The sequence below is a fragment of the Nocardia aurantia genome (assembly GCF_009604425.1).
GTDB lineage: Bacteria > Actinomycetota > Actinomycetes > Mycobacteriales > Mycobacteriaceae > Nocardia > Nocardia aurantia.
The window spans coordinates 1-12193 of the sequence record NZ_WEGI01000016.1 but is presented as its reverse complement, the minus strand read 5'-3'; the positions used below and the strand labels follow the sequence as shown (position 1 = coordinate 12193).

The 12193-nt window shown below is 66.4% G+C and carries 12 protein-coding genes and 3 pseudogenes; 6 read left to right on the top strand and 9 right to left on the bottom strand.

Annotated features, from left to right (window positions below):
- Nucleotides 1–63 precede the first annotated feature (63 nt).
- From NRB56_RS32650 to NRB56_RS32620, 7 genes are all read right to left on the bottom strand, one after another.
- On the bottom strand, nt 64–345 hold the full coding sequence (locus NRB56_RS32650) for a hypothetical protein (RefSeq protein WP_153348230.1): 282 nt from the start codon (nt 343–345) through the stop codon (nt 64–66).
- A gap of 209 nt (nt 346–554) precedes the next feature.
- Nucleotides 555–1736, bottom strand: coding sequence for an alpha/beta hydrolase (locus NRB56_RS32645; RefSeq protein ID WP_227838536.1), 1182 nt, complete (start codon nt 1734–1736; stop codon nt 555–557).
- Nucleotides 1737–1817: 81 nt separating this feature from the next.
- The gene (locus NRB56_RS32640; RefSeq protein WP_153348228.1) at nt 1818–3095 is read right to left on the bottom strand and encodes an MFS transporter; all 1278 of its coding nucleotides are present in this window, start codon (nt 3093–3095) and stop codon (nt 1818–1820) included.
- A gap of 2 nt (nt 3096–3097) precedes the next feature.
- Nucleotides 3098–4759 (bottom strand): CocE/NonD family hydrolase, encoded by a 1662-nt coding sequence (locus NRB56_RS32635; RefSeq protein WP_194291079.1) that lies wholly within the window; start codon nt 4757–4759, stop codon nt 3098–3100.
- Between the two features lie 32 nt (nt 4760–4791).
- Nucleotides 4792–5598 (bottom strand): SGNH/GDSL hydrolase family protein, encoded by an 807-nt coding sequence (locus tag NRB56_RS32630; RefSeq protein ID WP_194291078.1) that lies wholly within the window; start codon nt 5596–5598, stop codon nt 4792–4794.
- Nucleotides 5599–5746: 148 nt separating this feature from the next.
- Entirely contained in the window at nt 5747–6361 is a 615-nt protein-coding gene (locus tag NRB56_RS32625; protein WP_153348225.1) for a TetR family transcriptional regulator, read from the bottom strand.
- A 116-nt stretch (nt 6362–6477) separates the two neighbouring features.
- On the bottom strand, nt 6478–7893 hold the full coding sequence (locus tag NRB56_RS32620; protein WP_153348224.1) for a glycosyl hydrolase 53 family protein: 1416 nt from the start codon (nt 7891–7893) through the stop codon (nt 6478–6480).
- A gap of 245 nt (nt 7894–8138) precedes the next feature.
- On the opposite strand from NRB56_RS32620, the pseudogene NRB56_RS32615 reads away from it, so the two are divergent.
- Nucleotides 8139–8360, top strand: a pseudogene (locus tag NRB56_RS32615) (ATP-binding protein); the annotation flags it as partial.
- 104 nt (nt 8361–8464) lie between these two features.
- On the opposite strand, the gene NRB56_RS32610 reads toward NRB56_RS32615, so the two are convergent.
- Nucleotides 8465–8713, bottom strand: a complete 249-nt coding sequence (locus NRB56_RS32610; protein WP_153348223.1) for a phage tail protein — start codon at nt 8711–8713, stop codon at nt 8465–8467.
- 674 nt (nt 8714–9387) lie between these two features.
- Here NRB56_RS32610 and NRB56_RS32605 point away from each other — a divergent pair.
- From NRB56_RS32605 to NRB56_RS40590, 3 genes and pseudogenes are all read left to right on the top strand, one after another.
- Nucleotides 9388–9540: pseudogene (locus NRB56_RS32605) on the top strand (transposase); the annotation flags it as partial.
- A gap of 118 nt (nt 9541–9658) precedes the next feature.
- Nucleotides 9659–10117: pseudogene (locus NRB56_RS32600) on the top strand (transposase); the annotation flags it as partial.
- Entirely contained in the window at nt 10057–10335 is a 279-nt protein-coding gene (locus NRB56_RS40590) for a transposase (RefSeq protein WP_194291076.1), read from the top strand. The pseudogene NRB56_RS32600 and the gene NRB56_RS40590, both read left to right, overlap by 61 nt.
- A gap of 237 nt (nt 10336–10572) precedes the next feature.
- On the opposite strand, the gene NRB56_RS32590 is transcribed toward NRB56_RS40590, so the two are convergent.
- Nucleotides 10573–11205, bottom strand: a complete 633-nt coding sequence (locus tag NRB56_RS32590) for a hypothetical protein (RefSeq protein ID WP_153348221.1) — start codon at nt 11203–11205, stop codon at nt 10573–10575.
- Nucleotides 11206–11309: 104 nt separating this feature from the next.
- On the opposite strand from NRB56_RS32590, the gene NRB56_RS40585 reads away from it, so the two are divergent.
- Together NRB56_RS40585 and NRB56_RS32580 are read left to right on the top strand one after the other, a co-directional pair.
- Nucleotides 11310–11552 (top strand): helix-turn-helix domain-containing protein, encoded by a 243-nt coding sequence (locus tag NRB56_RS40585; RefSeq protein WP_406603558.1) that lies wholly within the window; start codon nt 11310–11312, stop codon nt 11550–11552.
- A 200-nt stretch (nt 11553–11752) separates the two neighbouring features.
- The gene (locus NRB56_RS32580) at nt 11753–12109 is read left to right on the top strand and encodes a hypothetical protein (RefSeq protein ID WP_153348219.1); all 357 of its coding nucleotides are present in this window, start codon (nt 11753–11755) and stop codon (nt 12107–12109) included.
- Nucleotides 12110–12193: the final 84 nt, after the last annotated feature.

Genomic DNA, 12193 nt, shown 5'->3' with positions numbered 1-12193 from the left:
CCCTGTTCTGTTCGGATTTCCCGCGGCGCGGCGCGCCGCTCGATCGGCTGCTGGTCGCGGTCGTCAGCCATCGCGATCCGGTATCCCGTGCCATCCCAGCGGCAATTGCCTTCGGCCGGTCTGTATTTCGCCGCGTAGCGTGGCATAGCCCTGGATCACCTCGGCGAGCCGCGACCATGCCGAATGACCGAGATCGGCACGGCCGGAGTACAAGATCGTGCGCCACGCGCGAACATAGGTCCGCGCGACGTGGCTGAATACCTGGCCGAGCGAGTGGGTGTGCATCGGCGCGCCCCGTTCCCGCGGAAGGTGGATTGCGGCCCATTCATCGATCGCGTCCACCACCCGGCCGATCTCCGTGGCGATGTCGCGATGCGGAACTGACGTCGACCGCGACTGCACCGGCGTCGCGCGAGATACCACCAGTACGGCATGCAGTTCTGCGAGTTCGCGTGCCCGCCTCGTCAGGGCGGACGGTTCGCCGGTCGCGCGACCGGAGATCGCCACGAACAACTGTCGGGCGTCGGGCAGACTCCCGGGGAGAATTCCCGTTGTCAGCACGTGCTCCCCCGGTCGACCGGCGGCGGATCGGCCAGGTCGGGCGTACGGTGCCGCGGACCGGGCTGCTCGGAAGGACCGGCATGAGCCGCAAGCCATCGCAGGGTGAGTTCACGATAGATTTGACAGCCGATCGAGCCCTCCTCGTCGAAACCGTGGCCCGAGTGCGGCATCTCCAATGTCCGCACCGCCACCCCGGCCTCGCGCAGTCGCCGCGCGTAGGTACGCACCGTGCGTGGCTCGACGAGGTGGTCGAGGGTTCCGAAGGCCAGCAACGTCGGCGGCGACGTGACGCTGATGTGGGTCGACGAATCGACTGCGTCGTAGCGGGCGGGATACCGGTCGGGTGATCCGCCGATATACCGCTCGGGCAGCGTGCGTAGCCATTTGCCGAGGACCACGTCCCGGCTGTACCAGATCGTTCGCAGATCGACACCGGGGTACAACGCGCTGATCGCCCTGATGACCACCGGTTCCCCGTCCACCGACAGCGCCCACTGTCCGGCCGCGATCCGGGATCCGACATTGAGCACCAGGTTGCCGCCGGCGGATTCACCGATCAGCGCTATCCGCCGCGGGTCGCCGCCGAGCCGATCGGCGCAGCCGGCCACCCACCGGATCGCCTCGGCGATCTGGCCCTCCTGCACGTCCCACAGATGTCGCTCTGGGCTGGACAGACTGTAGTCGACTGCCACCACGAGGTAGCCGCGATCGGCGAGCCAGCGCGCATGCCCCGGCGTCCCGCCGCTGTCGCGATCGCCGTTCACCCAGCCGCCGCCGTGCACCACCACCACGATCGGCGCCCGTGCTCCGGTGCCGACGGCTCGCCAGATCGACAGGGACAGCTCTTCGTCCCTCGTCCGCAGATAGACCTCGGCGGCATCCGGCGTGGTGTCTACCCGCGGCCTGCGGACGGCCGGTGCGATGCGCACCGCCACGTCGGCGCGCCGGGCCGTCGCCAGCTGCCGGACACCGTTCGACACCGAGCCGAGCACCGCCGCCACCGCGGCGACCAGGACGGTCGTCCCGGCCGCCGACGGCGACCAGAGCAGTAACGCCGTGGCCGTGGCAGCCAGGGCAATCGCGACGAGCGCCACGCCGAAGATGCGCGTGGAGATCGCGGTTCCGACGATCGAGAAACCGACGATGGGGAGGTACTGCCCGGCCACCGCGAGCATCAGCAACACGGCCGGAATCCCTACGAGGACAGTCGATATGGTGTGCAGCACCGCACCTCCCGGAAAATCGTTCGATACATGTCAACGGACCGATCGGATCGCCCAGACCGAGGCCGCGCCCAGCAACGACAGTGCGATGCTGAACGGAAACAGCCCGGCGAAGCCGAAGGTGAGTACGATCGCGCCGGCAATCGCGGGCGCGATGGTTTGCGGCAGCGTGGCCGCGATGTTGATGACGCCGAGATCCTTGCCGAACGATTGCGCGGAGGGCAGCACGTCGGCCATGAGCGCCTGATCGACCGCAGCGTACATGCCGAAACCCAGTCCCAGGATGCCCGTCATGATGAACCAGGACGTGAGGGTCGGCCAGGCCCAGGGCAATATCGCCGCAAGGCCCATGACAATCGAGGAACAGAAGACGAACGGCTTGCGGCGGCCGACCCGGTCCGAGGCGGGTCCGGAGATTACGGTGCTGATTATGATGCCGACCAGTGCGATGAACCCGATCACCGGGACCGCTTTCTGGGGATTCGGCAGATGCAGATAGTCGGAGAGCAGATACAGCTGATATCCCTGTATCAGGAAATAACCGGTGAACAACAGCAGCCGGCCGAGGAAGGCCCAGAAGAAATCGGGATGGGCGACGGGGTTCACCCAGAAAGCATTGAGGAAATCCGCGATACGGAACGGTTGTATTCGCATATCGGTGCTGGAGTGGTCGGGATTGAACACGACGAACAGGATCAGCACCGTCAGCGCGGTGACGGCAAAGACGACATAGCCGACCGCGAGATTGTCGTACATCACCGCTCCGACGACCGATCCCAGCAGGGACCCCGACATACCGCCGATTCCGGCGACCGCCGCGAACACGCCCCGGCGGCGCCGCGGAATACGGTCGGGCAGGATCGTCGTCAGCGGCCCCTGCGCGATGTTGTAGAAGATCTGCACCAGCGGCCACGCGATCGCTACCGCGAGCAGATCGTGCGCGCAGGCCAGACCGATCGCGGCCAGCGTACCCGCCAGCGCGCCGACGACGATCCACGGCGCTCGGCGCCCGTACCGGCTACGCGTTCGGTCCGAGATCTGGCCGATGATCGGAGCCACCACCATGGCGCCGAAGGCGCCGACGGAGGTCACGATGCCGAGATCGGCGACCTTGCGGGCCGGATCCAACAGTTCCAGCTGATGCGGGAGCAACAGCCCGGGTATCGAACCCCAGAGCAGGAAAAGCACAAGATTGGCGGGAAATACCCAGACGAGCAGCCGGTTCACCGAACCCCGGACCAACGGGGGCGGATCGTCGGTACCGTCGGCGACGGTAATGAACGTGCTGGGCGAAACGTCTTCCGAGGACATCGTCACCGGAGTTCCTCTCGGCTGCGGTCTCGAGAGGCGGACGGGCGCAGTCCGGCGACGAGCTCACGCGGCATGATCGGCAGCAGCAGTACCGAACTGCCACCGCGGTGGCGGATCTCGTGCCGGTTCGGGTGCAGAATCTCCGCCACGAGCGGGTTCTCTCCACTGCCCGGGTTGCGCGAGAACTGTGGGAACGAGCCACCGGCGACGATGAGCCGAACGCGGTGCCCCGCACGGAATACGTACGCGATGTCGTTCAGCGTGATGTCGGCCGTTCCGGCGTCCCGGACGCGCCGGTAGGCCTCGGTGACATTGCGTGACCGTCCTTTTTCGTCGATGTCGCTGAGGCGCAGGAAAAGGTCGGCGTCGCCGCGTTCGCTGGCATGATCGAGCGATACGCGCGGCACACCGCTGAGCCACAGGTCCGATCGCAGCGGGGCGGAGTCGTACACGAGTACGTCTCTCCTCGTGCCGTACGCGGAGTCGTCGCGGCGACCGCCTTTGCTGATCAGGTTGCCCCCGATCGTCGGGGTGGGCCGTGCCGGGTCGAAGACGAAGGCCCGCGAAGCCGCATCGGGGGCCGGAACCCGCTCACCGAGGCCGCCGTCGGCGTGGAGGTACCAGGTCGTGGTGGCCACGCCGGCCGGGGGCCACACTCTCTCCTCCAGCCAACGCCCGCTGCCGCCGACCGCCACTCGCACCGGCCGACGCCGGCTGGACCGACCCTGGCCCGCCAGGTGCGCATCGAGCCAGTCCAGCGTTTCCGACGCGATGACTGGCTGGCCACGCAACAGGATGTCGATATGGGCCCAGTCACCCACAGTAAGGGCGACGTCGACGCCGCGTTCCCGCAGACGTTCGTACTGGCGCATCGACTGGGCGAGAAAAATGTCCTGCCATCCTGCGAACAGCAACGTCGGTACCCGGCTGTGCTCGAGGGCGTCCGCATGCCGCATCGGGGCGTAGAACGGATCGTCGATGTCGTCGTGGATCAGCCGGGGCAGCATCCACGCGCGCCCGAGGCCGGTGAAATATTCGACGGCGGCGGGGGCGACCGGCACGGCTTCGACGACGGAATCGACCTGCTTTCGCGTCGCCGCCCGCGCCCGCATACTGCGTACCGGATTCGGATCGTCCGGTACGCCGACGTCGGCCCCCCACCCGACCAGGTCGAACCGGAACGATCCTGTACCCCACGTGTGGCGGACGAAATCGTGCGGGCCCATCGTCACGACGGCGGCCGCGAGGTCCGCGGGTGGTTCGGACATCAGCGCCCACTGGGTATAACCCAGGTAGGAACCTCCGATGGTGCCGAAACGTCCCGGATACCACGGCTGTTCTCGCATCCACGTCACGATGTCGTGCCCGTCCTGGGCGTCGGTCCGCATCGGATCCAGATCGCCCTCGGAGTCAGCGGTGCCCCGGGTGGAGGCGAACAGGACGGTGTACTTCTGACCTGCGAAGGCGCGGGCAAGGCTGACCGACCACAAGGGGCCGCGCCCGTACGGACCGGCCACGAGCAACACTCCTTTGGCCGGCGCGACCGGGGTATACAGATCTGCGCCGAGCCGGACGCCGTCCCGCATCGGGATGTGCAGGGTCCGCATCCGCCACGGCGTGGGCTTCGGCAGACCCGCACGCCACGCGTGCAAACGGCTCCACATGGGCAGCACAGGCTTCGATATCTCCGTCGATATCATCCGGTGACCGCCTCGAGCGCGGCGAAGTAGCCGCTGCGGTACCCCTCGGTGGTGGGGTGTAGTGGCGCGGGCAGACTCGCCGCGGGATGCAGCCAGGGCGTGGCGGAACAGACGCCGTGCCCGGCGAAGGTGCCGCGAACCTCGACGAAATGGAACCCGGCTCGCGTCGCGTGCGCCTCGATCGCGTCGTCGAGTGCATCGACTGCGTCGGCGAGCGCCCGGCGCTGAACCTGGCTGGGAACCAGCGGCCCGGAACAGGGAGTGTCGGGCTCGAACAGATGGGGATAGTCGAGCACGTAGACCTCAGCCCGACCCGCGGCTGCGCGGATCGCCGCGTAAACCTTGTCGATCGTGGCCATGTGACCGGGCAGGGCGGTGTCGAATTCGTCGATGAGATCCCGGCATCCCTGGTCGCTGCGTTGCAGGCAGGACGACACCTGATCGCCGAGACCGACATCGTTGCCGCCGACGGTGATGGTCACGACGTCGGTGAGCCGGCCGAGGCCGGACAACTGCGAATTCAGCACATCCTGGCCGACCGCTCCGCCGCAGGTGGCGTTGGTGAACGACGTGATGCCGTGCGCTTGCGCCCACAGAGTGGGATAGCCGTTGGCATTACGGCCGCACTTGGTATCCGTCGGCCCGTCCCCGCCGAGCCCGGCGGAGTAGGAATCACCCAGCGCGGCGTAGGCGGTGTGCGCGTTGTAGGGGGAATCCGCGGCACCGGCGGGGCAGGTGACGAGAGTGCATATCGCGACCAGGGGGATGGTGGCGACGAGGTAGCGCAGGTAGCGACGTTGCATGGTGGCTCCAAAGTCGGCGTCGGTGAAACGCACAGCATTTCGACGAGAGCCCATGCTATCCCCAAAACCACACAGCTGGGTGTTTTTGGCCGCATCTCGCGCACGTCCACCGACGCGGTCCCCGGGCACCCCGGCCGGGCTGCGTGTGCTACTCCAGCGGCACCGTGATCAGCGAACCGATGGCGAACTCGAGTTCGCCCACCAGGTCGCGATCCCGATCCCAGACCCAGAGCTGTTGCAGCCCCACCGTGGCAGCCAACGCGACGCGGGCCGCCTGCGTCACGGTGATCCCCGGCGCGAGGATCCCGTCGGCTCGGATCTCACCGAATGCGCGCTGCAGCAACTCCTCCGCTCGCCCGTACGCTTCGACGAAATATTCGTACGCGGGATGGTCGGGAACGGTCGCCTCGGCCACGAGCGTCACCTCGAGGTCGATGAGGGTGGGTTGGGCGACATGCCGGCGCGTCGCGTCCACCCATTCCCGCAATATTTCCACCCCCCGGGGCTGCGCGGCGGCGCCCTTCGCCAGGGAGATTTCGTCGCGCCGGCGCAGTACCGCCGCCAACAGCGCGGCCTTCGTCGGAAAATGGTGCCGCATTCCGGCGTGGGTCATGCCCACACGCTCGGCGATATCGCGCAGCGTGCCTTCCCGTAACCCGGATTCCGAGAACACCTGAGTCGCGGCGTCCACAATCTCCTCGCGACGGCGCTCCGATTTGGCGTATTCGCCGCGCGGACCGCGCGCACGAGCGTTCTTTTCCACCGGCCAACTTTAACGTCCGTGTTCGGCGCGGCTTCACCATCGGGCCGCAGGCACGCGGCGACCGGCGAGACGCCAATCGGCGGCCCGCCGGTCAGCGGCGATCGGCGGGCCCGGTGTCACCGTCCCACGAGGGCCGTCGCAACCGCATCCATGGCGGGCGTCGCGGTGGCGACGCCGTTCGAACCTGCCCGGAACAATGATGCGGGCGCCCATTGCGGGTTGGTCACATAGTCGGGCGCCCACCAGCGGATTCCTTGCAGAACTCCGGATTCGAGTCCCCAGCGGACCAGGTCGGTCGTGAAACGGTACTGATCCGCTTCCGTCTCGAGATACGGCGGCGATGGTGTCGGAAACGCGGAGCCGGGCCCATATGCCGCAGCGAACTCGGCGATGAAGATCTTACGATCGAATGCCGTGCTCACCCGCGTGAAGGTTTCCTGGAAGGTGTTCAGATCCATCGGCGCCGAAAAGAAGATGTTGGGATAGTACGACGTGCCGATGACATCGGGCAGATAGCCGTTGTCGCGCATACACGACCAATATGCCAGCGCGAAATCGCTCGAGGGAGGCAGCGCGGTATGGGTACTGAACCGGGCGTCGGGGATCACCTTCCGGACACCTTCGCGCGCGGCAGCCAGGAGGCGAGCGGTGTAGGGCCACAGATGCCGCTGGCACCATGCGATCTGGTCGGTCTCCGGCATAGCGGTCAACCGGGCCATGCTCATCGTGCCGATCTCGGGATCGACGGCGTCCGGCGGCGCGTACGGCGCGGCACCACCCGGAGCAACGATCGGTTGCGGGGTGACGCCCGCGATGCCGTGGTCGACCTCGTTACCCAAGTCCCAATAACTGATCCGGGCGCCGGTCCCGACGATCTGCGCGGCGACGGCGGTGGCGTACTGGCCGATCAGGTCGGCCATCTGTTCGAGTGGGAGAGAAGTCCAGGGGCGGGTCTGCTGGGCCGCGATCTCGGGGTAGTCCGTGAAGTCAGGGGGAACCTGATAGGTGAAGGTGTCGCCGTAGATGGCGCTGAGCATGAGCTCCGGATTGAACGGCATTCCCAGTTGCGCCGCGAGACCGGCACGCTGCAGGCCGCGTTCGAATCCGGATTCGGTGTCGCCGTCCGCGACGAACCTTCTGGTTGCGATGCGGGCATACACTTCATTGGCCCCGTGCCCGTTGTACAGGCGTTGCAAGTCCAATGGGCTCCGCGCGGACATCGTCGCGTCGCTCAACGCAGTCTGCGACAACACCTTCTCGGTGAAGGGTGAGACCGACAGGGCGTGGCGGAACGGTGGCGCCCCTCCAGGCACCGGATCACCGGCGCGCGCGGCAGTGGTACCGAACCCGACAGAGCCGGCGGCGGCGAGCAAGATACCGGCCCCCATCCCCAGGAAGCTGCGGCGATCGGCGCCCGCCGGCCTTTCGCCGCCGGGGTGAGTCGGTGTGTCGGCCACCGATCGCGTTCGAGGCACCACCGGAAACGACGCGCGGCGCGACGACGCCGGCGAACCCAAGTTAAAAACACCCATGTGGATGATTTTAGCGGCGTCCCTGCAGGAGTGCCGATGCTCGTCATTTCGGACACCGCCGTCACTACGGCGCAACCGGCGATCCGGGCCGGGATCGGCTCGTAGAAGCGGCTTTTGACCAGGTAGTCACCGCCGGCGGCGAGTGCGGCGAAGTCGGCGGCCTAGGTACGCACTTCGTGGGCGGAGCCACCGTGCCAGCCCATCTCCGCCACAGTCCGGTTGTCGAAGTCCTGGAGGTGACCGGCGTCGACCTGCTCATCCTCGATGACCTGGCGTTGCATCGGCTCGAGGCGGTCGAAACATGCGACTTCTACGAGCTGGTCGTCGAATGCCACGGCACAGCCTCCACCGTGACCACCAGCAACCGCAAACCCCCGGAGATCCTGACCAGGATGGCCGACCCGACGCAGGCCCAATCGGCGATGGACCGGCTGCAATCAGCGGCTTACGGACTCGTCGTCGAGGGCTAATCCAACCGACAACGCCAGAAGCCCCACCGCGGCAAACCGACCCATCCCAGGTCGGAACCCCATGGCGCCGCCCGGTGGCAGCACTTCACGAGACGGCACGGTCAGTCCCGGTTGGGGAAGGTGCCTTCCATAGCGATCGCGTAGCGCAGGCCTTCGCCGAGAGCGTCGTCCTGCTTCTTGAGGTTCGGCAACACGAACGTCTTCGTTCCGTCACCCCCGAACTGGGAGCCGAGCAGACTGAACAGCGCTTGATTCTGAGCGACCGGCAGGACCTGGCCTTCACACCATGCCCATCCCTGCGGAGCGAAGGAATAGGGGAACACACTGATCTGACCGAGAAATGGTTCCATCTCCTGATACGTCCTCTCGTACAACGGTTTTGTCGAACAGGACTACCGCCGCAGGCGGCAGGTTCGTTCTACCGCACCCTTTTCACCATGGGCCGCAAGCAAGTCCACACCGCGTTTCCACGCGGGCGGAGGACCTGGCCGATAGCGTCGAAGTCCGGACACGCGGACAACCCCCGAAGAATCTCTGGGTGCCTATCCGGGTCGGGGGTCAGTGGCCGGCGAGGCGCGTGCCCAGCGCCGACGAACACCGGGGCCCTGAGCGCGATGTCGCGCCAGCCGAGGTTGCCGGTGGTCAGCCCGCTGGTGGAGCGGACGGTCATCGCGCCGACGATCGCGAGGGTGACTAGCGAACACACCAGCAATCGACCCCATTCGGTCTGCTCGGCGAACACCGCGCCGAGGTGGATCGAGGCGGGGTTGCCGGTCAGCCCAGTCCCCAGCGTGGAGCGGCCCACCGACGATGGTGGTGGACGTCGACCTGTACCCGGCGAAGCCGGCCCGCCGTCCTGCACCGCGGAGTCGGGTCTGCTCGGTGAGCCAGAGCTCGGCCTCGTCGCGGGTGGCTGCGCCGGTGCCCGCGCAGACAACGGTACGGCCAGCGCGGGTCGGTGAGAATCCTGGGCATGGTCTCGGTGTCGATCAAGCCTCAGTGCGCAGCGCCGCGAGCGTGGCCCCGGCGCCGCGCCGACGTCGTCGGGATCTTCTTCGACCGGCAAGCCATCATCCGCCTCGTCGGCGCAGTGCTGGCCGAACAACACAGCGAATGGATCGAACGCCACCGCCTTGGCCTCAACGTCCCAGCCCCCGCCACAACCCGACCCGACTAACCTCAGCCATTCATGCAGGTTGAGCTGATGCCTGTCCAGGAATGGCGAAAGGTGCTCTGAACTGCAAGGATTCGACTTGTCGAAGGTTGAATCAGCAGTATCGAGGAGCACCTTTCAGGTGAGGAAGTCTAGTCGGTGGTACCCGTCGCTGAAAGTTGACGGGAACGGAACGGGAGTCGTCGCGCAGGCCGGAGCGGTCGCGCTGGCACGGGTGGCCGCGAAAACAGGGCTCGATCAGGCGTTATCGCAGGCATTGGCGCCCTGGCGCACGCCCTTGGCCGTGCACGATCCGGGCAAGATCGTGCTGGATCTGGCGATGGCGGTCGCGCTCGGTGGTGACTGCGCTGCCGATATCGCGCTGTTGCGCAATGAACCGGGCGTGTTCGGGTCGGTCGCCTCCGGCCCGACGGTGTCACGCCTGGTCACCACCCTGGCCGCTGATGCCGCGAAGGTGTTGTCGGCGTTGAGATCTGCCCGCGCGAGGGCGCGGGCCGCGGCCTGGCGCCGCGCGGGCGAGTGGTCTCCCGACCACGCGATCGATGCTACCGATCCACTGGTCATAGATCTGCCGAGCACGCAGCGAGGACCGCCCTGGAACTGACCGCCTGGCTGCAAACCCTCGCCCTGCACCAAGACCGGGCACGACGCTGGGAACCGAAAACCCTACGCCTGTACCTGTTCTCGATCCCCGCCCGGATCGTCCACCACGCCTGCCGGACCCACCTGCGCCTGTCGCGGCACCACCCCGGCACCAACCTGCTACTCACCGCACTCGACCGCCTGCAACCAGGCTGACCAGCACCAACCCGACCCAACCGAAACCAGCGAACATCATTCCGGGCCCGTGGAATCCGGCAGCCACCCGCTGATCGGGTGATCCCACGACGCCCACCGGTCGCTGATCAGCGACCGAAACCAAATCCGAACCCGATCAGGCCGGGCCGACAGCCCGGCGAAAAATCGAGGCTAACAGGAAGAAACCACACCGAAGGACTAGAGCGGGATGTCGGTGCTCGCCGGTAACGATGGCGTTCAACGCTCCCGAAGCACCATTCTGGGTCGTCGGGTCAACTCCCCCGGGGTCAGAAACCGCCCTTCACGTGCCTTCGCGAGCCACCAGCGAACAGTGTCCGGACGGGCTTGCCGCCTCGGTTCGGGCTCTACACAGGCTGCCACGTACTGGGGAATCGGCTGACCACGCCGATGCCCCTCACGGGCATACTCTGCAATTCGCTGAAGGAACTCATCAGTCAACTTGCGCGGCCGACCTCGGCCACGAGGCTGAGCCTGCGGCGATCTGGCTGCAGCAGTGTGCTGTTCAGGGGCAGCGAGTCGCTCCGGCATTGTCGCCACATCGTTCAACGATGTCAGCACGCCCGATCCAGCCGCCGCCGCGATGCGGGCCAGCGGGACAGATTTCAGGTCTGCGTTGGTAATCGCCACATCTCCGAATCCCGGGGGAGAATAGATCCGAAGCTCCATGATCCGAGGCGGCTTGCCCGGTTCTTCGATCACACGCACTTCGAACCGGAACGGGAGCCCAGCCAGCTGCACCACCGCCCGATGACCAGGTAGGCGACGCAGCAGGAAATCGTCTCCTTTCCGCTTCGCATCCTGTTGCAGCTCGCTCTCGACAGCCGGTGGCAACAACTCCACGAACGTCACTTCCCCTCGTGTTGCGGAGGGATGGACGGCCTCCAGAGGGTTACGCGGGGTGAATTCGTTCCTTCCCATTTTCCCAACACTAGCGACGATGGATACACCTGTGCATGCAAGCGCAGCATGAACTCATGAAGACAACCCACAACACGCTGGATCGCCTCCTCAACGAACCCACGGTCTCGGTCCCAGAGGCCGCTCACCTACTCGGAATCGGCCGGTCCACGCTCTACGCAGCAGCCAAGTCCGGCAACATTCCCGCCATTAGAATCGGCGGTCGCGTGAGGATACCGTCGATCTGGCTGCTTCAGTCACTTCAAATTCTTTCCGCCGACGGAGGCCGGGAAGATTAACCAGGGATATCGGCACCGACGACGATCTCTGAACCAGCCGGGGCCGGAACTTGATTCCCCGGAAAAGTAGTCCGAATTCGCCACCGATGAAGCGACCGCTATTAGCCACCGCTATTTTCTGGCGAGCATCCGGTGTACGCGCCCACCGTGCCCGTTAGCTCACGCAGAAAAGCGATGTCCACAAGCAGGAGGAACGCCCGTTGACCGAGTCGATGTCGAAAACGGCGAGATCCCGCCGGGCCGAGCCGATCGACAAACGCACCGCGAGAAACGGTGCCGTCAGCTACACCTTCCAGATCGATGTCGGCACCAAACCCGATGGCACCCGTGACCGCCAACGCTTCACCTACCCCACCCGCACCCTCGCCCAACGCGAATACCGCCGCATCTCCACCGAGATCGCCGAAGGCCGCTACAGCCGCCTCACCACCGACACCGTCGACCACGCCTGCCGACAATGGCTGACCTCCCGCCGTACCACCCGCCGCATCACCATCCGCAACTACACCCACGCTGTCCCTGGCCATGAGAAAGTCTCCGCTGGTGGCCACGTGTAGGTCACCGCTGGTGGCCGTGTAAAAGTCCCCACCCCTTTCGGCGGGGTTGACCGTGTGTCGACCCGGGAGCTGTGGCCCTGGGCG